This window comes from Paenibacillus taihuensis (assembly GCF_003386535.1).
In the GTDB taxonomy this organism is placed as follows: domain Bacteria; phylum Bacillota; class Bacilli; order Paenibacillales; family Paenibacillaceae; genus Paenibacillus_Z; species Paenibacillus_Z taihuensis.
This window is the reverse complement of the sequence record NZ_QTTN01000003.1, coordinates 192,065-212,459: the sequence shown is the minus strand read 5'-3', so window position 1 is coordinate 212,459 and position 20,395 is coordinate 192,065. Positions and strand designations below refer to the sequence as shown.

Below are 20,395 nucleotides of genomic sequence, written 5' to 3'. Positions count from 1 at the left end.
GATAAAATAGTGTTAAATCCAAATAAAGAAAAGAATGATCATAGCCGCTTGAAGCACAAACTTCACAACCGTGCTGGTGAATAAGCCAACTACGGCCCCGAAGCCTGCCTTGAGCGCATCGTCCAGCTTTGAGCCAACGAACAACTCGCCGATAATGGCGCCAAGGAGCGGTCCAAGAATCAAACCAAAAGCCGGAATGACGAACGGTCCGATCATGATACCGATGGTGCTGCCGATTATCGATGCCCGTGAACCGCCGAATTTCTTGACGCCCCAAGCGTTAACCGCATAGTCGGCGAGGAACAGCACCGCGACGATGAGCGTCTGGATGATCCAGAACCAAACGCCGAACGGGCTGAACGAAATAAAAAAACCGTAAACGAAGAAAGCGGCATAAATAGCGAGCGCGCCCGGCAATATCGGAAAAATAGCGCCCCCCATGCCTACGATAAACAGGATGACGACGATAATCCAGCCCGCAATCTCCATTCATGCACTCATCCTTTCAGCACATAGTCCCGAATCAGATGCATAACGGCATGCTCCTCGTTGGTGACGGTTACGACGTCTGCCGCTGCTTTCACTTCATCTTGCGCATTGCCCATCGCCACGCCAAGCCCTGCCTCGCGAATCATCGCAATGTCGTTCAAGCTGTCGCCCATGGCGGCAACCTGCGACATGTCGATGTTAAGCAGCGAGCACAGCTCGTGGATTGCCGATGCTTTGGACACGCCTTCCGGATTCATCTCCAAGTTCCACGGCGATGAATTTGTAATTTCAAGCCCGCCCCAGGAAGCTGTCTCCTTCAAAATCGCGTCACGCATCTCGGTGTTCTCGGTGTAATAACCGAATTTGAGCCAATGATGCGCGTCGTAATCGGAAGCGGGCTCTATCCATTTCTCTTTGTTGAAAATATCCATCGTCGTGTATGCCCAGTACCAGCATTCCGGATACGAGAGCGCGAGCTCATGAAGCCGCTTCATCATGACAGGCGACATCAGCGTACGTTTGTGCAGCGCATGCGGACGATGCCAAATTTCGCCGCCGTTCACTGTAATCATCGGCGTGTCGAGCTTCAGCTGCTCCGCATAAGGCGCCGCGCTCTGAAAGCCGCGTCCTGTGGCGAAGCAGACGATGACGCCTGCATCCAGTGCTTTGCGGATCCACATCGCATTCTCGCTGCTAATCTCCTGCCTGTCGTTCAGCAGCGTTCCGTCCATATCAAGCGCTACCAGTTTGATCGATCCCATGATGGCCTCCTATCCTAACAAGTAACCTTTGCTGCAAGTCCAGCTAGCGTTCATTTTAGCACATTACGGGGAGAATCCAAACTGACGGGCATGTACGCTTCTAATTATAGTGAGAGAAACGCGGATGCGCGCTACTCAATCTTGTGCAATTTGTGTAGCATCTTGCCTTCGCTGCTTACACGCCTATGATCGTTCCCGTCAGAAAAAGAATGGCATACAGCAGCCGGCGGAGCGCGGCGTGCTTCTTGTGGCGTCGCATCGTTAATCCCTCCCTGGTGCAGCAGATGACACGCTGTCTTAGCCTTGGTTTATCGTATGCAACAGTGTTTCCACTGTGCAACTTTGGGACATGATGTGTGAAAATAATGCTTGGGGGGAGGCACGCGGCTTCCTGATTCTGAGAGAGCGTATTTGCTCTCTGTGGCGCTGGGGCTGGGGCTGGAGCTGGGGCTGGGGCTGGGACTTCACTCTGAGAGAGCGTATTTGCTCTCTCAGCATGCATTTTCTGCTGTTTCTGGAGCTGAGAAAGCATATTTGCTCTCTCAGCAGCAATCCGACTCCAATTTCGGCGGTTTTACCCCCTGAGAGAGCGTATTTGCTCTCTCAGCATGCATTTTCGCTGTTTCTTGGTGCTGAGAGTGCTTATTTGGCACTCTCAGCGGTCAAGATGCCGCAATTTCGGCGGTTTCCACTTCCGAGAGAGCGTATTTGCTCTCTGAGCATGCATTTTCTGCTGTTTCTTGGTGCTGAGAGAGCGTATTTGCTCTCTCAAGCACCACTACAGCTCCGATACGACAGGCTCGAAGCTGCGCAGCACAAAAAAGCAGTGACCGAAGTCACTGCTTTTCCAACGAGAGGTCCATGGACCACACTTGTCCTATTGAGTTTTTGCCTTGCCGGTGTTCGTGTTCGCATTCGCATTGGCATTCGCCGTATTCGTATTCGTCGTACCGGTACCGACAGGCGGCGTAACCGGCGTACCTGCGCCTGTTCCAGTCCCCGCACCGTTCGCAGGCGGTGTTACCGGAGTCTTCGGCTTCTGCGGCACACCGTGGAAGCCGATGTAGTCGTTATACGCGTCGAACATTTTACGCGCAATAGGAGCCGCGCCGTAGGCACCGAAGCCGCCCTCCGGAACAACGACCGCTACCGAGATAACAGGGTCCTCTGCAGGCGCGGAAGCGATAAACACCGCGTTCTCTACGAGAGCGCCGCTTACTTGCTGCTGCGACGTACCTGTTTTGCGCAGCACTTTATATGGCGCGTTATTGAACTCCGTGACACTTACGTTGAGCATGCCCGTCTCGATCTCTTTCCAATACGCATCCGGAAAATTAATCGTGTTCAGCACTTCCGGCTGGAACGTCTGCACAACCTTGCCGTCCGCATCGCGAATCTCCTTCACGAATTGCGGCTTCATCCGCTTGCCGTGGCTCGCCAGCGTAGCAGCGTATTGTGCCAGCTGCATCGTTGTATAGCGTCCCATCTGGCCGAAGGAAGCCAGAATGAGCGCGGACTGTGAAGACGCGGCTTCGCGCTCGTGGAAGTAACCGATTACGCCCTTGCTCTCATTAAGCAGGCCGCTCTCGGTACTAACACCAAGACCGAACTGCTTGACATAGCTGTCCCAGATATCGACTCCGTTCTCCGGATCTTTGCGGTACAGCGCATCCCCGACCATTTTGGACATGAACGGGTTGGAGGAATGGGCAATCGCAGATGCTGGATCCAGCGTGCCGTATGCATGCCCTTTCGAGTTACCGATCCGTCTGCGCGACGCGCCTTTACCGTAGTAGAACGAGCCGGTATCGGTGTATGTGCTGCTCGTCGTGAACAGCTTCTCGTTCAGACCGACCAGGATCGACAGCGGCTTCTGCGTGGAACCTAGGAACACGACGGATGAAGGATGCTTGCGCTGTTCCTTCGGATCCTTATACGGTCCGATAACCGGACTGATCGTACCGTTCTGCAGCACGCTGCTAATGGTGTCGTAGTCGTCGCTGCTGATTTTGCCGCCTTCCCAGATGTTCGGATCGTAGTCGGGCATACTCGCCATCGCGATAATTTTGCCCGTCTTGACCTCCATCGCTACAGCGTAGCCGGTCTTCGCATTATCCCGATGCCGCTCGCGGTCAGGCGTCGTCTGCAGGAAATGGAGCTGGTCCATAATCGCCTGCTCGGTCGCTTCCTGTACGTCGCGATTGATGGTCAAGTAAATGTTGTCGCCCTTCTCCGGCTTCGTGATGACAGGCGGACCGATGATGCGGCTTGCCGCGTTCACCGGGTAAGTCTTCAAGCCGTTCTTGCCGCGAAGAATGTCTTGGTAGATGTACTCGAGACCGTCAAAGCCGACATCTTCAGTCTGCAAATATTTAAGCCGCGGATCATCAGTCTTCCCGCGATCCTTGTATAGATTGTTCTCAGCACCGCCGCCGTACTTCTTCAAGTAACCGACCAGCTGGACGGCCGTCTTACTATCGTCATAGTGACGAATGCTCTCTTCCACAATGTCGATCCCTTTGTAGTGGTCGCGATTCTCCATGAAATACGCGATTTCCTTCTCGGAGAGTCCGCTCTTGATCCGACGCGGAACCGATACGGTATTCTTCTTGTAATCGAGGTCCATATTCTTGACGATCGTCTCCAGCGAAATGGACGCATCCGGATTGCCATACTGCTGAAATACATAATAAAGCTGTCTTGCCGTCTCGATGGAATCCTCTTTCTTCGTTCCCGGTTCAATGCTGTAATAGAGCGACTGCGTCGAAGTCGAGTAAGCAATCGCTTTGCCGGCGGAATCATAAATATTGCCCCGAATTGGCGGGATAAGCACATTCGTCGAGCCCCGCTTCTCCTCCTCTTCCCGAAGGGACGGGCCCTCTACGAACTGCAGAATGGCTAAACGGACGATAAGGACGCTAAACACAAAAAAAGTAACAAAAAAGAACAGGTTGAGCCGGAACGAAAAATTTCGCCGGTTCGTTATTTCCCGCTTCTGCGGATCGTCTTGCTGTACCACGGTAAATCTCCCTTCTCCTTGCGATCAAGACAAAGCCGGCCTCCAGCTCCTGCTCCGAACGACCAAGCTTTCCACCTATCAAGCCTGTTGTATATGCGATGACGAGAAGCCCTTCGGATTGAACCAGTCGCCGGAAGACGCCCATGTTGCATCGAGCGGTATCCACTTGCCGCCTTCATCGGCAAGCTTCACTTCATTCCAAGCATGCGGTCCATTGCCGCTTCCCGTCACGCCGAGCCCTGTAACAACTTTCACATCAAGCCCGACTGACCTCGCCATCATGGCATACAATCTGGCCACATCTATACAGACGCCTTTTCGGGTATCAAAAGTTTCAACTGGCGTCTGTTCTTTCCAAATCCCATTATCCACATAATTGTTCGCCTTATCCCAATCATAGACGATGCGCGTGCCGACCCAGTCGTAGAGCGCTCTTGCCTTCTCTTTATCAGTGTGCGCATTTTTGGTTACTTTCACAGCTGCTTCCTCGATATTCGCCGGAACCGCAGCATCGATCACTTCATACTTGCGCTGCAGCACCTTGCGGAACTCCGCCTGCACCGCATCGCTGAACACCGGACCGCGCTTCAGCACATCGCCAGCGACCGGATCCAGAATCTCTGCTGCGGTCTTCTTGTACAACGCCGAAGCCCGGATCGAATCAGCACCTTTCGCCCCCGGCAGCAGCGACACGTAGACGAATAGAATCGCGATGACCAGGAATGCCCGTCCCGCTCCAAGTAGTGCGCCGAGCAGTGCACCAGTCGCCCGGCTTGCCGTACCTGAGAGCGGACGCTGCGGCGTACGCCGGTGGTCAGCTGCCTGCTCCGAATGAACAAGTCTATCATATAGCACGTCAAATAGCGGCTCTATGAATTGCAGCAAGCTCCTCGTGATAGCGTAGATGAGCAGAAACAAGGCGCCGAATCGCAGCAGCTCGAAATCCCGCAAGCTCGTAATGAAGGTATACCACAGCTGCTTCAGGGAGCTCAGCTCCTCCTGCGGCACAACAATATGCCGTTCCACCAGGTAGTCACGAATGACCGGGGACAGCTTCGTAGCCCCTCTGCCTGCAATGACAAGCGCCAGCACGACGCTCACCGCCTGCCAAATAAAAAAGAAAAGGTGCTTCGCGCTGCGAGGTGCACCTCTTCTCATACCTTGAATGATAGAGACAAGCAGGATGAGCAGCACCATAAGCGCAACCGGTTCTGGTTTGAGCAGCGGCAGAACCCAGCTATGCATGATGAACCCTCCTTCATTCGTCCGCAAGAGCAGACATTTCAATTGCTCGGGAGCCCCGCTAGACGTTTTTCTTCGCTTGAGTAATTAAACTTTGTATCGTATCGTCAATCTTCCATTTTCCAAGAGAAGTATCGTGGAACTTGACCTGCACTTCGCCATCGCCAGGTGTACCGGTCAATTCAAGGTTCTTCGTCTTAACCGTGAACGTCCCGTCACTGTTCGTCGTGAATGTCGCTTCAGCCGCTTCGCCAGCCATTGCCGTAATGGCTTCTTGCTTCACGCTGTCCGCAACCTTCGTGCCGATCGACTTGATATCATCCAGCGAATAACCGCTATAGATAACGACAACAGCTAGAATCGCGACGACGATGAGCCACTTGACGACCGTCTTCACAATGCGAAGAACGATGAACAGTACGATTAGCGCAACGACGAGAAACAGCCATTTGTCTTTGAAAAATTGAATCCACGTGTCCATATCATAATTGAAATCCAAGCTCATCCTCACGCACTCCTCCATTATACCCGCCAAAAAGTTTCATTACAAAATATTATACCCTATGACCCTATGTGCGTAAACGGTGCCGCCTGCTAGGTTTGCATAGGACATGCGCCTGACATATCAGGCTTGTCCCCTGCGTACAAGTAGTAACATACGGTATCACAAGCGAAATCCCATGGTAGAAGGAGTGAACCAAGCTGAGAACTGCAATATGGCTGTATTTGTTCCTGTTCGTCGCCTTTTTCGATCTGCATGCCCAGTATCCGATTCTAACGCCGTTCGCGGTGTCGATCGGAGCCGCACCATCCTTCATCGGCCTGATGATGGGCCTCTATTCCATTACGCATCTGCCCGGCAACGTCATTGCCGGATATAGCGTCGACCGATACGGCAGCCGGCTGTTCATCGTCTTCAGCCTGGCCGCCGCCGGCGCGATTCTGCTGCTGCAGTCGCGCGTAACGGACCCTTGGCAGCTGCTGACGCTGCGCTCGATCAGCGGATTCGTGCTCGCCTTCCTCTCGCCGGCTTGTATGTCGCTGCTCGCGCGCATCACCTCCGACCGGATCAAGCAAGGCAAGCTGATGGCCGGCAACGGCCTCGTGCATACGATCGCGTCCGTCGTGTCACCGGCTGCCGGCGCCTATCTCGTCGCGCAAATCGGCTTCACGACCGCCTTCTTCGTGCTCGGCCTGATTCTGATCGTCACCGCAGCGTGCGCGATGTTCTTCATCCGCGATATCCCGGTGACGGCGCAGTCTGCCGAGCTAGCCTCGCAGCTATCTGCGCATATGCACGCGCATGAGCATGGCATGCGCGGCAAACGAGGCAAGCAGCTAAAAGTAACTGATGAACCACAGTCCATCCCGTGGCTGATCTATCTGCTGCCGGTCGCCATGAGCTGCGCGCAAGGCATCCTCTCCTTCGAGCTGCCGCTCATGGCAACGAGCAAAGAAGCGATGATGACGACGGGGCTGCTGTTCTCCATCGTCAGCCTCGGCGCCCTGCTCACGCTCAGCATGCTGTTCCTGAACAAGCTGTCGCCGTTTCTTCGCTCGCTATGGGGGGCCTTCATGCTGGCGCTCACGTATTTTGCAATTGCCGCGGGCGTTCCTGTGCCATTCATGATTATGCTCTTCATACTCGGCATGGCCAAAGGCGTCATCTTCCCTGCACTCTCGTCACTTCTGATCGAGCGCAGCGGCGGCGCCAAGTACGGCCGCACCTTCTCGTTCCTCTCTGTCGCCTTCTCCGTCGGGGCGTTTATGGGACCTATGCTCGCAGGCCAGCTGCGCAATTATATCTCGCCCTACTACATTGCCTTCCTCGCGCTGATGATCGCGGTGTCCGTATTGCCGTTCTACGCCTATACGACGCGGACCGGCGGCTCTGGTGCCCATTTTTCGAGAACTGGGTGATTGCACAGGGCTGTTATCATTCCGGGGCATACATTACAGTGTGGCAAGAGGCAAAGTTGCTTTAACATCAGAGCAGCGCTCCAAACGCCTATGATTATCATCTTGCGAAAGAGGGGTGACATTCACAATGTCAAATTTCGTAGATGCTGAACGCGGAGGACATCACGGCTTCACTTCTGCAGGTGCGATCCTTGTACTCTTCATCCTGCTCGTAATTGTTATTTGCGGCTGTGGCGGCTGGTAATAATGATCTGCGCCAATACGACTATAAACGGTCTGCCGGCCTCGGCAGGCCGTTTTTCGTATTTGCATAAGCGCCGGCTGTCATCATCGCGCGCAAAATAAGGTATGATAACAGCAAGAGGTGATGCAGAATGGACATCGCAATCATTGTTGAAGGCAAGAACGACAGGAGCAGGCTGCGCCGCGTGCTGAACGATGACGTCGATATTTTCTGCACGATGGGCACTCCCGGGACCACGCAGCTGGAGAAGCTTCGCAGGCAGGTCGGCGACAGGCAAGCCTATATTTTCACAGACAATGACGCTTCGGGCAAGCGAATCCGGGGCATGCTGCGCGATACTTTTCCGGACGCCGAGCACATTCATACACGCCGCGGGTATCCCGGGGTCGAGAAGACGCCTGAGGATTATCTCATCGAGCAATTAGAAAAAGCGGGCCTCGAGGAGTACATCACGTACCCGCCTCAAAGCACCGCCATATGGAGTAAAGAAGATGATTTCTAATTCTGATTCTTGCTTTGCTGAAACAGCTAGCCCATCACATAGATCACGAACGTGACTGTCAAAATACTTAACAAGGTGGAAACAAGCACGGCTTGAGAAGCGAATTCCTGCTCGTTGTCAAACTCGACCGCGAGCAGCACGCTTGACAGCGAGGTCGGTACTGAAGACGAGACGATGAGCGCTTTAGCCATTAGCCCATCGATCCCAAGCATCCACACGACCGCGCTTGCGAGAAGCGGTCCGCCAAGGAGCCGCAGACTGCATGAGAGCAGCACGTCGCCTAGCATGAGGCTGCGCAGCGAGATCTTCATACTGCCGAGCTGCACGCCGAGTGTAATGAGCGCCACGCCTATGAACGCATTCGCCGCATAATCCAGCGGCACCTGCAATGCATGGGGGATCGGCACCCCAAACCCGCGCATCAGAAACCCGAGCGGTATCGCATAGATAACGGGCTGCTTCGCAATCGTCTTCAGAATCTGCTTGCCGCTAATGCGATGCGCGTTGACGCTGTATATCCCATACGTGTTCGGGAGGAGCGCTTGCAGCATCATAATGAGCACCTGAATCGACAGCGTAAACGGATTTGAGGCGAACACGAGCTCATTGAGCGGAATGCCGTAGTTGGCACTGTTGTAGAACAATACGCTGTTGCGCATCGCCCCGCGCCTGCTCTTCTCTATCCCTCGCACCCGGATGGCAATCTCCACACTCGTATAGAGGAGCAGCATGAACACGACGAAGAACAACAGTACATGCAGTGCAGATTGAAGGGAAACCTCGGTCGTATACAGCAGCTTAAAAATGATGGCTGGCGAGAACAGGTAAAAGTTCAGCTTCGATAACGTCTTGATATCTAAAGAAAAAACCCGATGCAGCGTGATGCCTATAGCAATCATGACCGCAAGCGGGATAATGTTGTTCCATAATATAGATAAGAAAATGGCCACTTGATCGATCCTCTACTCTTCCAACAGTGCATCCACGACTTTCGTAATCTTGTCTGCGTTCTGTGTCTCATCAATGGAGCCAGTTAAATATTTGCGTACGACGCCTTGCTTATCAACGAACGTAATCGTGTCCGTATGCGTAAACAGGTTCGTACTTGGGTCTTTCGCCAGTCCGAGTCCAAAATCCTTCATCAGCTTCGAGGTGTCTTCCTCGCTGTCCTCACGAAGGAACTTCCAGCCGCTCGCATCAATATCGAACTTGCTTGCGAATTGCTTCATTGCGTCTGTCGTATCCCGCTTCGGATCGAACGTGATCGACAGGAACTCTACGTCTTTGCCGAAATTGCCGCTATCCTTCAGCTTGTCCTGCACCTGCGTCATCAGGTAGGTAGTCGGCGGACAAATGTCCGGGCAGTTCGCATAGAAGAAATAGATGACGCGCACTTTACCGTTCGTATTCTCAAGCGTTACATTGTTACCGTCCAGATCCGTCAGCGAGAAGCTCGGCGCCTTCAAGTTCTGATCCAAGCTCGGCTTCGCTTCCTTCGACGACGATAGGTATAGATAAAGCCCCATTACCGCACATAGTGCCAGTACCGCAATGGCAAAACCGTACTTCCGTATTACAGGCATTACCGCGCCCTCCTTACACTGCTCCGTTCGTATCCACAATCATAACGAGAAACACAAGCATCAAGTAGTTAATCGAAATAATAAAATTCGTCTTCGCCCATTTGTTCGTATCCGCCGTCCGCATGCCTGTCAGCGTATGTACGAGCCATAGGACGCTGCCAAGCAGCGAAATAATCAAGAATGCATAGCCGGCATAGTCATACGTAAACATGAGAATGCCTGTCGGAATGAGCAGCACAATGTACGGCAGCATTTGCAGCTTCGTACGGCTGATTCCCTTCACAACCGGCAGCAGCGGGAAACCTGCAGCGCGGTATTCATCCACGCGGCGAATCGCCAGCGACCAGAAGTGAGCAGGCTGCCACAGGAACAACAGCGCGAACAGAATCCATGCGCCTTCATCGACAGTGCCTGTTACTGCGCAGTAGCCGATAACCGGAGGCATTGCACCGGATATACCGCCGATCGATGTGCTCCAAGTCGAAGTCCGTTTCAGCCACATCGTGTAGATGACGACGTAAACGAAGAAACCAAGCAGACCGAGCCAGCCCGTCAACGGATTTACAAGTGTGAACAGGATGATCGAACCGATAATCGCCAGAATAATGCCATAGATCAGCACATTCGAAGGCTTCAACCGATTCTCCGGCAGCGCGCGTTTCTTCGTCCGCTCCATCTTCTTGTCCAGTTCACGATCCCAGTAGTTATTAATGACACAAGCTGCCGCCATAACAAGTGCCGAGCCAATCAGCATGTAGATCATAAGCACCCAATCAATATCCCATTTGGAAGCGACCCAGAACCCGCCGAACGCAGCGAAAGCGTTCAATCGTATGAGTTTCGGTTTCGTCAGGGCCACATATTCTTTAAACACAGCGAGCCTCCCCGTTCCACTCCTGCATGAGCCTCATTTCGCCCATTTTACCTGAGTTAAAATCGTTCTTAATCATACCGAAAAAAGAAGCTGTTGACAATGTTCGCGGGTGCTGTTCATGAATTTGACACCCTTTGGAACCATTTTGCCCACTTCTCAATACACTATCAATGTGGTTATTAGCCTAAACGGGCGAAAGGAAGTGGACGGTCAGAGACATGGCAGCCATTAAATCAAACTCTGAAGAAGTTAAGCTGCTCGCTAGGCTTCTCCGCGCGGAAGCTGAAGGCGAAGGCAACCAGGGCATGCTGATGGTCGGCAACGTCGGCGTCAACCGTGTTCTCGGCAACTGTATCGATTTCAAGAATATCCGCACCATTCAGCAGATGGTTTTCCAAAGCCCAGGGGGATTCGAAGCTACGCAGAAAGGCTACTTCTATCAGGCTGCCAGAGACAATGAGATTGCACTTGCCAGACGCGTCATCAACGGCGAGCGCCTATGGCCTTCTTCGAATGCATTATGGTACTTCCGTCCGGCAGGCAGCTGTCCGCCTACTTGGTGGGACCAAAGGTTCGAAGGCAAGTTCAAGGCTCATTGCTTCTATGTGCCGAAGCCTGACGAATGCCCGCGGGTTTATTAACATTAAAATGAAACATTTTTTGAAAGTGAGGAATTCATTCTTATGTCAAACGGTTACGGGTACAAACCAACAGCGGTAAGTCCAGCAAGCACAGGTCCAGCATTTGGCGGCTACGGCTACTATCCACAGCAGCAAGCAATGCCAATGCCTATGCCAACTCCACTGCCTGCTCCAGTGCCAACGCCTTTCGTGGCAGGCGCTCAAGCTCAAGCAATGCCGCCAATGGTACCAAGCGGTTCTTTTGTAACACCGATGGGCGGTAATGTCGTGACGGTTCCTGCTACAGAGGAGTCCTACGTGGAGAACATCCTCCGTCTGAACCGCGGCAAAATGGCTACATTCTATATGACGTACGAGAACAACCGCGAATGGAATGCGAAAGTATTCCGCGGCATTATCGAAGCGGCTGGCCGCGATCACATCATCATCAGCGATCCGTCGACTGGCATGCGCTACTTACTGCTCACATTGAACCTCGACTACGTTACATTCGATGGTCCAATCAACTACGAATATACGTTTAACGGTGTGACGATTTCAAATACGACGCCTATGCTGCCAACGGCCGCTACGCCTACCGCTACAGCCCCAACGGGCCGCTAATCGGCTTGAATGTCCAGGCATGGACTTTGGCGCTGCCGCCAGGCACCCAGTCCGTCATTTCATACCAAGAAGAACGCTCATCGCAGCGTTCTTTTTTTATGCCGACTGCTTTCTCTTCCGTCGCTGCCTCCCATACTTCGACAAAGAGTAAGGGCTGGTCCGTCCCTTCATATAGCTGAAATGCGTCTTTAAACTCCTGCTGCTTCTGCGCGATCCAGCTCCGATACCGGTCCTCGAAAGCCTGAGCGATGTGATACTCTACAAAACAGATAAACATCTTGTTGTTTCATCCTCCCTCTAACGATTAACAGCTCCGCCTATATTTGCGCAGAACGAACATTTCGTAATAAACGCCCACGATTCAGAAAATACTTAAGCGTACATATATGGAGTATAACCGCATTCGCACACTTTGTTTAACTACAACGAGGAGGTCCCCCTTAGATGGATAGCGGAACGCATTTAGTGATGGGACTTGGACTTGCGGGGCTAGCCTCGGTTGACCCTGTAATCGCAGCAGACCAGACGCTGCATGCCGCCGTATTAATCGGTACGGTTGTCGGTTCACAAGCCCCGGACTTGGATGGAGTGCTACGTCTCAAGAGCAATGCCTTGTATATACGCAATCATCGCGGTGCGTCACACTCGATACCGGCCATTCTCATCTGGACGGTGCTGATCACCGCCATACTCGAGCTTATCTTCGGATTTAACCTGCCTTGGCTGCATGTCGGAGGTTGGATACTCCTTGCAGTCTGCGTCCATGTGTTCTCGGATCTGTTCAACACGTACGGTACGCAAGCCGCCAGACCCTTTACGGAAAAATGGATCTCTTGGAACATTATACACATCTTCGATCCGGTCATCTTCGTCAGCCACCTTATCGCGATTGTGCTCTGGGCGCTGCGGATCGGTGATCCAACGATTATTTTTCCGTCCCTGTACGCTTTTCTCATCGTGTACTACATCTGGCGAACCGTCGTTCATCGTGCGCTCGGCAAGCAGATGATTCGGCTCGATACCGTGCATGAGAAAGGCGATCAATATGTATTGATCCCGACGATTTCGCTTCACGATTGGAACGTTGTCAAACGTCGGGCAGACGGCTCCTTCTTCATCGGCGACTTCCGAGGCGGCAAGCTTCGCTGGATGGACCGGGCCAAATGCTCCGATCATCCCGCAGTCGAGAAGTCCAAGAACGACCATTCGATTCGCGCCTTCCTCTACTTCACCTCCTTTGCTTGCGCAGAGGTGCAGGAGCATCCGTGGGGATACGAAGTGCGCTGGTCGGATGTCCGTTACAGGCATCGGAAGCAGTATCCGTTCGTCGGCGTGCTGCTCATGGATACCGAGTTTAAGACACTTGGCTCCTACGTCGGCTGGCTAAGCGAGGATCGGCTGCAGAAGCGGCTGAGAATGAATACGTATTGACTTGAAGAAGCCTCTTCTTGCACAATAGAAGAGGTTTTTTTCTTGGTTTATGGTTGGAAAACAAAGCAGAAGCTCAAGGCTGCCCTTGAGCTTCTGACCATTACTCTTTGGAAATTTAAACTATTGTGTGCCGCTTAGCGGAACGAAGAGCCACCCGACAGTTGTTGTTCAGCGATTTGAACAAGTTTGCGCGTGATGTATCCACCAAGTGAACCTGCATCACGAGTCGAAACGTTACCGTAGTAACCGTCTTGAGGGATTTGAATACCGAGCTCTTGCGCTGCCTCAAACTTCATTTGTTGAAGTGCTGCTGTTGCTTGCGGTACTACCAGCGTATTGCTGCTGCGAGATTGTTGTCCTGCCATGTGAGTAATTCTCCTTTCAACTCTTACGATGGTGTGTTGCAAACTTATTATGATTCGTTTGCGAGAAGAATATGCTAAAGTTCATAAGAAATTTATCAGGTTAAGGAGACGGGTTAGAAATGTCCAAGCCAATGTCCTTGTTTTTCGCGGTTTTGTCGGTGTTATTGATGTGTGCGACAGCTATTTCCATCAGCTATAGCGGGTGGCTTACGGTGCTGTTTTTCCTACTGACGATCTGCAGTATTGGCGCAGGCTTCATCGTGAAAGCCAGAATGCGTCGTCGCAACGGTAACGGAAACGATCAGGTTTGAGGTAAAAATTAAGAGGTAACGCGGTAAAGCAAAAAAGGAAGTATGGCGCCCTGCTGGCAGCTATACTTCCTTTTTGACTTCGTGCGGGTAGCTCACGATTAACGAGGGAGAAGGAAGCCCATTCTCTCTTTCGCTTCACGCAGCGTTTGGTGCGCAATGACGGATACGTTCTCCGCGCCTTGTTTTAGAATATCGTGGATTTCGCCCGTGCTGCGGATTTCCGCATAACGCTTCTGCAGCGGCTCGAGCTTCGCGACAACCGCCTCTGCGAGATCCTTCTTGAATGCGCCGTAGCCTTGGCCGGCGTAACGCGCCTCGATCTCGTCCAGCGTCATATCCGCGCAGTGCGAATAGATGCTCATCAGGTTGCTCACCTCCGGCTTCTCCGCCGGGTTAAACTGCACATCGCGGCCGGAGTCCGTTGTCGCGCGGCTGATCTTCTTGCGGATGACATCCGGCGGGTCAAGCAGCGCGATGTAGCTGCCCGGGTTCGGATTGCTCTTGCTCATCTTCTTCGTGCCGTCATCGAGCGACATGATGCGAGCGCCGACCTTCGGAATGTACGGCTGCGGCACCGTGAACATGTCGCCGTAGCGTTGGTTGAACCGCTGCGCGAGGTCGCGTGTCAGCTCCAGATGCTGCTTCTGGTCGTCGCCCACTGGAACGAGATCCGCATTGTACAGCAGGATATCTGCCGCCATCAGCGTCGGGTAGACGAACAGGCCAGCGCCGACCGAGTCTTTGCCGCTCGATTTGTCCTTGAACTGCGTCATCCGCTCGAGCTCGCCCATGTACGCGAGCGTCGTAAACAACCAGCCGAGCTCCGCGTGCGGGGATACGTGGGATTGTGCGAATACGCTCGCTCTGGCCGGATCAATGCCTGCTGCGATGAAGAGTGCAGCTACCGATTCGGTCTGCTCGCGGAGCGCTGCCGGCTCCTGCGGAACCGTGATCGCATGCAGGTCAACGACCATGAAGAAGCACTCATGGGTTTCTTGCAGCTTGACGAAATTCTGAATAGCGCCGATGTAGTTGCCTAGTGTCAGCTGACCGCTAGGCTGAATGCCGGATAGTACGCGTGGCATGTAAGTTCCTCCTCAACTAAATCCATTTTTGAACGCAAAAAAGGCCCTCCGCCGCAAGGGACGAGGACCGTGGTGCCACCCTAATTTGTTTGCCTGACTGCGCGTCAACGGGCTATGTATGCGCCGTTATTGAGAGTTCAAGCAAACCTCCAAACTCCGTAACATGGAGCGAATCGGCGATGTATACGGCTCAGACCTCTCGGAGGCGGCTTTCCTCATCGCGGCTCGGGGACCCATTCGGCATCGGATGCTTGCACCGGTTTCCACCAACCACCGGCTCTCTGGAGCGTACAATCCAAGCTTACTTATTCCCGTCATTGCATTTGCAACCAGTATACTCCCTCCGGGGGATTTGTCAAGGGCTGGCGCCCTTTGACGATACCCGCCTTTTTAAAAAACTTTAAATCACACTGACACCCCTTAAAATCTGACTGACACCCCCTAAATCTCACTACCACCCCCTAAATCCCCCTAGAAGGGGGACCCCGAGGGTTACCACCCTCTGGACACCCGTATGGTATAACGAGGACTGTTTCAGAGGCGCTGTAGCATGCTTTCGAGCGTATACTCGTTTTCGTCCCTGCGGGACACACTTTCATGCGAGGTTGAACCCCTTAGTTAGTTTTTTCAGCGTCCCTCGTGTAGTCCAGCAGACCAGCTACCTTCCACTAAACCCATCTGTTTCACGCCGATGTAGTCCAGCAGACCAGCTAGTTCCAACCAAACCTGCTATTTTCAAGCTAATGTAGTCCAACAGACCAGCTACTTCCAACCAACCTGCCAATTTTTCGACGATGCAGTCCAGCAAACCAGCTACTTCCTCCCACACCTACCTGTTTTACGCCGATGTAGTCCAGCAGACCAGCTACTTTACTCCAATCCCACCACATTCCCACTAATGTAGTCCACCAGACCAGCTACTTTACTCCAAACCTGCCACATTCCAACTAATGTGTATCCCTGATGGTCACACTTCAGACGACTCGTCTATTTTTTCCCGAATGTGTATCCCTCAGGGTCACACTTCAGACGATTCAGCTACTTTTTCCTTAATGTGTATCCCTCAGGGTCACACTTCAGCCCAATCAGCTACTTTTTCCTTAATGTGTATCCCTCAGGGTCACACTTCAGCCCTATCAGCTACTTTTTCCCGAATATGTATCCCTGAGGGTCACACATCGGCCGATTCAGCTACTTTTCCCCGGATGTGTATCCCTGTGGGTCACACATCTGCCGACGTGGCTGGTGCGCCGCCCACCCAAAAAAAATGCCGGGAGTCGAATTCGACTCCCGGCTGCGATGCTACTCAATCTGCTTCAAATACGCGACCAAATCCTGCACTTCCATATCCGACAGCTCGGACGTGTGGCCGTGCTCGTCGCCTGCGCGCTTGATGACGTCCTCCAGCGTGGCTGCGCTGCCGTCGTGGAGGTATGGCGCGGTGGCGTAGATGCCGCGCAGCGTTGGCGTGTCGTACAGCCCGCGTACGCGCTTGTTGGTGAAGTTCCCGCGCGCGTCGCCGGCGTAGTCGGTGTCCGTCTTGCTCACCGTGCCGACGTCGTGCAGATAGTCGGTATTCGCCGTCGTCAGCTTGCCGCCCTTGCCCACCGCCTTGACGCTGTCTGTCAAGGCGTCTGTCGCGTGGCAAGTGATGCACTGCGCCTTGCCCTCGAACAGCGCCTTGCCGCGCTCTGCCGCGGCAGTAAGCTTGCCGTCCGCCGTCCGGTACGGGCTCTGCGGCACCGGAAAAGCATCCGGCATCCGCATGTACGCCTCCAGCGCGTCGAACAGCTTCTGCTTATCCGCAGGCATTGGCTCAGCCGGATCCACATCGGACAAGCCGCCCATCTCGCCTTGAACGGTGTGGATGTAGTCGGTGAAATCATCGCGGCTGCCGTCCCACATGAACAGCCCCGTCTCGAAAGCGAGCACGTTGCTCGGCACGTTCCGCGGTCCTTTACCCGTCGTCAGCGTCAGCATATCCACCTCGCCGTCAGAATGACAGGAGGCGCAGCTCATCCAGTTGTTTCCCGCGAACGGGTTGTCGTCGCTATTCGCGCTGTAGAACAGCGTCTTGCCGAGCCGCTGCTGCGCATTCAACCGGTCCGACGCAATCAATCGCAGCGGCTTCCCGTCCACCTGCGCACGACCGCCGTCCTCATCAGACGCCGGCAGCGATACATACGTCAAATCATGCGAGTTCGAATTGTGGATGTACAGCTCACGCCCATCCGTAGACATCACCATGCCGATCGGATAATCGCCCGGCAAATGGTGAATCATCTGACTCGCCCTGCCGCCTCGATTCAAATCGAAGACCAGCAAATCCTCGCTGCCGCCCATGAGCGCATACGCCTTCTTGCCATCCGGCGAGAACACGATGTCGGTCGGATTCGAGACGATGGTCGTCTTGCCAAATTTGTCTTTGACATCCATCGCTTTAAACAGCTCCTTGCGCACCTTCGTATCCTCCGCGCCGCTCCCCACATCGACCACAGACAGCGCCGGAAAAATCACTTCCTCAAACTGAATCGGCGTATCCGTATTCGTGAGCAGATGCGCCTCCCAAAGCGACTTGCCGTCCGGTGTCAGCCGCAGCTGCTCGACCGTATTCGCGATGCCTTGGCTCTTCTTCTGATCCTTCACATCCGGCGATGCCGCAAGCTGGCTGATGCCGAGCTGCTCCATCGTATCCGTGCGGAACCGAATCGTTCGCGCTCCTAGATAATCCGACACATACAAAGTCCCGCCATCTGCTGTCAGGGCCAAAGCTCGCGGATTATCGCCAGCTTTCACCTGCTGCAGCACTTTGCGAGTCGCCGCATCAATGACAGACACAGTCCCTGAGCGGTAATTGCTCACATACAGCCGTCCTCCGTCCGGCGATGCCACGATGCCGAACGGTTCAATACCAGGCTTCGCCGTTCCGATGACGCGCCCCTCGTCCACATCAACCCACTCAACGCTGCCGGCATAACGGCACGTCACGTACAACGTCTTCCCATCCTTGGAAACCGCAAGCTCGCGCGGCTCCTTGCCGACGGCGATCTCCTTCACCACTTTGCGCTCAGCTGCATCAACGACGGACACCGTATTGGTGTCGCCGTTCGCGACATATAGCAGCTTCCCGTCAGGCGATGCTACAATGCTGCTGCCGGATACCGGTGCTGGTGCCGACTCTACCTTATCACCGAAGAATCCGCATCCTGCCGCGATTGCAGCCAAAACGGCGAGTGCCATTGCACTCGCCGCCAACTTAAGGCCACGCCTAAGCAAGCTTTTATTTCGAGACAGATACCGGTAGAAGTACTGGGGCAATGCCATACTCACCATGTCCCTTCTGCAGCTGCGGTACCGTGTCGCCATCTGTGTTGCCGGAATCGTCGCCTTCCTTGTACACATCGCCGGTATCCCAGAATTCGCTCGCCTGCATGCCCTCCTCAAGCATCGGACCGTCCACCACTTGGCGGAAGAACGTTACATAGCGTTCCTGAATCGCGCTCTGATCGAGCGACTTCGGCGCGTCGGTATCATCGCTCGTATTCTTCAAGTTAGACAGAGCAAGACGAAGAACAGCGGACACGCCGCCAACGGTGAGCGCATCATACTTCGCATCTTTGCCGCTTGTTTTGTATGCTTTCAAGCCGTCATCCCACAGCTTCTCGTCCATCGCCGCATACAGCTTCCGCGCAGCATCGCGGTACTTCTCGTCTTCCGTCGCGAGGAACGCCGACGTCAAACCGCGGATCGCACCGATTTGCGCTTGCAGCGTCGTCTTCGTGCTAGCTTCGCCTTTGGCCGTATCGTAACTCTCAACCGCCAACCCGTCCTTATTAATCAACGACTGCAGGATGAAATCCGCCTGCTTCACAAGCATCGATTTGGCCGCAGCTCCCTGCTCCGTGCCCATGCCTTCCGCCGCATCGCCGTTCGCATAGCCAACCGGCAAACCGTCGATTGCCCGCTCGAACATCCGCAGCGCCTCGATCGTGTAGCCCGACTGGAAGGCGTCGACCGTCGTCCCTTGCCTATCGCCGTCCGACTCCGTCACGAATGCGCCTGCCTTATCGTTCCAATGACGCGTCTTCACGTTATGGAACACGGCAAGCAGCACATCGCGAGCCGTCGTGTATGGATCAGTGGATGCAACATCGTTCGATGGATCCGCATCCGTGTTCGCTGCCGGCGCAGCCGGGAATGGATCGCCGTCAAATACGCGCGCGAACGCTGGATTGCGGTTCGGATTCGCAGCCCGCTGGTCCGTCATGCCGAAGAATTCCGACGCCGGCCACAGCATCAGCCATTGATCCTGCAGCAAGCTGCGTCCATCGGATACGCTCATGCTTTTCACATTCGGGAAGTCCTTGTCCCCGTTCTCTTCTACATCTACCGCATGCGGCAAATATGCGCCTGCTGCCAGCGTGCCAAGCGACTTCGACGAAGGATTGTAGAACAGATGATCACGTGCGAATAAGAGCTTATTCCAAACTTCTTCTGTCAAAATCATTCCTTGCATGCCGTCGCTTGAACTAACGCCGAGCTTCAACCCTTGATCGCCTTCTGGACCGGCTGCTGCTGTAAAAGCATCGACCTCTTCGTCGCTCTTCGCGTCATGCAGGTTGCCGAGAAAATCGCCGGCCCAAAGCGACTGCTTCAGCATCGTGCCGCCATAAGCCGCCGGAACGAGCTGCTTCTTCATCTTGTCGCGGTCCCAGCGAAGCGTGCCGAAATCCACTTGAATCTTCGGTATATAAGCGCCATCTTCGCCATCGGCGAATTTGTCCGTCGCAAGCTTCTGCGTGTAACGCGGATCGCCTGCAGCGTATTCAATAAAAGTCGGATATATGTGCTGCTGAATATCTTCCGCAGGCTGACCTACGCTGTCCGCCATTTTCACGAATCGGGACGCCAGCAGCTCATTGTTCTTTACGCCAGCCTTCTGCGCTTCTTCCGCAACGGCGGGACCATTCACGAGATGGAGTCCGAGACCGGACTTCTCCACCACTTCATACATCGCTTCCTCAGAATACTCGTAAGACTCGATGCCAGCTATGTAATCGAACGCCGTCGGCGAATCCGGTTTGACTGCATCCAGAACGTCCAGATCAGCACCAAGCGATTCTGCGAGCGGCTCGCCCGAAAGCTCAAATTCCGCGTAAGCAAACATATTGCCTGCCGTGTCGAAATTATAGTCAGTTACCTTCACATGTACATCTGAGCCGCAGCCGGTTACCGCAACAGAACATGCAAGAACAGCAGACAGCGTAGCCGCGCTTCCCGTCCTTTTCCCCAATTTCCACTTCATCACCAAGTTCTCCCAGCAGT

Annotated in this window: 19 protein-coding genes and 1 other annotated feature; of the genes, 6 read left to right on the top strand and 13 right to left on the bottom strand. The window is 53.9% G+C overall.

The genetic code is table 11. The features are described from left to right. Positions 1-12 precede the first annotated feature (12 nt). The 5 genes from A8990_RS04385 to A8990_RS04365 all read right to left on the bottom strand — a co-directional run bounded on the left by A8990_RS04385 (position 13) and on the right by A8990_RS04365 (position 6,016). Entirely contained in the window at positions 13-489 is a 477-nt protein-coding gene (locus A8990_RS04385; RefSeq protein ID WP_116187800.1) for a DUF456 domain-containing protein, read from the bottom strand. Positions 490-497: 8 nt separating this feature from the next. Continuing rightward, entirely contained in the window at positions 498-1,250 is a 753-nt protein-coding gene (locus tag A8990_RS04380; RefSeq protein ID WP_116187799.1) for a Cof-type HAD-IIB family hydrolase, read from the bottom strand. 877 nt (positions 1,251-2,127) lie between these two features. Continuing rightward, a complete protein-coding gene (locus A8990_RS04375) occupies positions 2,128-4,269 on the bottom strand; it encodes a peptidoglycan D,D-transpeptidase FtsI family protein (RefSeq protein ID WP_116187798.1) in 2,142 nt (713 codons plus the stop codon). Between the two features lie 78 nt (positions 4,270-4,347). Further along, positions 4,348-5,514 carry a transglutaminase domain-containing protein gene (locus A8990_RS04370; RefSeq protein WP_116187797.1) on the bottom strand — a complete coding sequence of 389 codons (1,167 nt, stop codon included), beginning with the start codon at positions 5,512-5,514 and terminating at the stop codon, positions 4,348-4,350. 58 nt (positions 5,515-5,572) lie between these two features. Beyond that, entirely contained in the window at positions 5,573-6,016 is a 444-nt protein-coding gene (locus A8990_RS04365; protein WP_181909388.1) for a hypothetical protein, read from the bottom strand. A 197-nt stretch (positions 6,017-6,213) separates the two neighbouring features. Here A8990_RS04365 and A8990_RS04360 point away from each other — a divergent pair, with 197 nt between their 5' ends. Together A8990_RS04360 and A8990_RS04355 are read left to right on the top strand one after the other, a co-directional pair. Then, positions 6,214-7,431 carry an MFS transporter gene (locus A8990_RS04360; protein WP_116187796.1) on the top strand — a complete coding sequence of 406 codons (1,218 nt, stop codon included), beginning with the start codon at positions 6,214-6,216 and terminating at the stop codon, positions 7,429-7,431. Between the two features lie 374 nt (positions 7,432-7,805). Further along, positions 7,806-8,177, top strand: coding sequence for a toprim domain-containing protein (locus tag A8990_RS04355; RefSeq protein WP_116187795.1), 372 nt, complete (start codon positions 7,806-7,808; stop codon positions 8,175-8,177). A gap of 26 nt (positions 8,178-8,203) precedes the next feature. On the opposite strand, the gene A8990_RS04350 is transcribed toward A8990_RS04355, so the two are convergent. The 3 genes from A8990_RS04350 to cyoE are packed head-to-tail and all read right to left on the bottom strand — an operon-like array spanning position 8,204 to position 10,634. Next, positions 8,204-9,127: an AEC family transporter gene (locus A8990_RS04350; RefSeq protein ID WP_116187794.1), complete on the bottom strand. Its 924-nt coding sequence runs from the start codon at positions 9,125-9,127 to the stop codon at positions 8,204-8,206. Positions 9,128-9,139: 12 nt separating this feature from the next. Then, positions 9,140-9,760, bottom strand: a complete 621-nt coding sequence (locus A8990_RS04345; RefSeq protein WP_116187793.1) for an SCO family protein — start codon at positions 9,758-9,760, stop codon at positions 9,140-9,142. A gap of 13 nt (positions 9,761-9,773) precedes the next feature. Further along, positions 9,774-10,634, bottom strand: a complete 861-nt coding sequence (gene cyoE / locus A8990_RS04340) for a heme o synthase (protein ID WP_116187792.1) — start codon at positions 10,632-10,634, stop codon at positions 9,774-9,776. 218 nt (positions 10,635-10,852) lie between these two features. Here cyoE and A8990_RS04335 point away from each other — a divergent pair, with 218 nt between their 5' ends. Both A8990_RS04335 and gerQ read left to right on the top strand, forming a co-directional pair. Next, positions 10,853-11,275, top strand: coding sequence for a cell wall hydrolase (locus A8990_RS04335; RefSeq protein ID WP_116187791.1), 423 nt, complete (start codon positions 10,853-10,855; stop codon positions 11,273-11,275). A gap of 42 nt (positions 11,276-11,317) precedes the next feature. After that, complete coding sequence (gerQ, locus tag A8990_RS04330) at positions 11,318-11,878, top strand: spore coat protein GerQ (protein ID WP_116187790.1); 561 nt, start codon at positions 11,318-11,320, stop codon at positions 11,876-11,878. Here gerQ and A8990_RS04325 read toward each other — a convergent pair. Continuing rightward, positions 11,856-12,155, bottom strand: coding sequence for a hypothetical protein (locus A8990_RS04325; RefSeq protein ID WP_116187789.1), 300 nt, complete (start codon positions 12,153-12,155; stop codon positions 11,856-11,858). The genes gerQ and A8990_RS04325 overlap by 23 nt on opposite strands. Positions 12,156-12,322: 167 nt before the next feature. Here A8990_RS04325 and A8990_RS04320 point away from each other — a divergent pair, with 167 nt between their 5' ends. Next, on the top strand, positions 12,323-13,309 hold the full coding sequence (locus A8990_RS04320) for a metal-dependent hydrolase (protein ID WP_116187788.1): 987 nt from the start codon (positions 12,323-12,325) through the stop codon (positions 13,307-13,309). A gap of 134 nt (positions 13,310-13,443) precedes the next feature. On the opposite strand, the gene A8990_RS04315 is transcribed toward A8990_RS04320, so the two are convergent. Beyond that, entirely contained in the window at positions 13,444-13,674 is a 231-nt protein-coding gene (locus A8990_RS04315; protein WP_116187787.1) for an alpha/beta-type small acid-soluble spore protein, read from the bottom strand. 119 nt (positions 13,675-13,793) lie between these two features. Between A8990_RS04315 and A8990_RS04310 the strand changes: the two genes are divergently transcribed. Then, positions 13,794-13,985 carry a DUF5325 family protein gene (locus A8990_RS04310; RefSeq protein WP_116187786.1) on the top strand — a complete coding sequence of 64 codons (192 nt, stop codon included), beginning with the start codon at positions 13,794-13,796 and terminating at the stop codon, positions 13,983-13,985. Between the two features lie 98 nt (positions 13,986-14,083). On the opposite strand, the gene trpS is transcribed toward A8990_RS04310, so the two are convergent. From trpS to A8990_RS04295, 3 genes are all read right to left on the bottom strand, one after another. Next, positions 14,084-15,070 (bottom strand): tryptophan--tRNA ligase, encoded by a 987-nt coding sequence (gene trpS / locus A8990_RS04305; protein ID WP_116187785.1) that lies wholly within the window; start codon positions 15,068-15,070, stop codon positions 14,084-14,086. A 53-nt stretch (positions 15,071-15,123) separates the two neighbouring features. Continuing rightward, positions 15,124-15,397: a binding site (T-box leader), on the bottom strand. 975 nt (positions 15,398-16,372) lie between these two features. Continuing rightward, positions 16,373-18,310, bottom strand: a complete 1,938-nt coding sequence (locus A8990_RS04300) for a beta-propeller fold lactonase family protein (protein WP_116187784.1) — start codon at positions 18,308-18,310, stop codon at positions 16,373-16,375. Positions 18,311-18,350: 40 nt separating this feature from the next. Then, positions 18,351-20,375 (bottom strand): hypothetical protein, encoded by a 2,025-nt coding sequence (locus A8990_RS04295; protein WP_116187783.1) that lies wholly within the window; start codon positions 20,373-20,375, stop codon positions 18,351-18,353. Between the last annotated feature and the right edge of the window lie 20 nt (positions 20,376-20,395).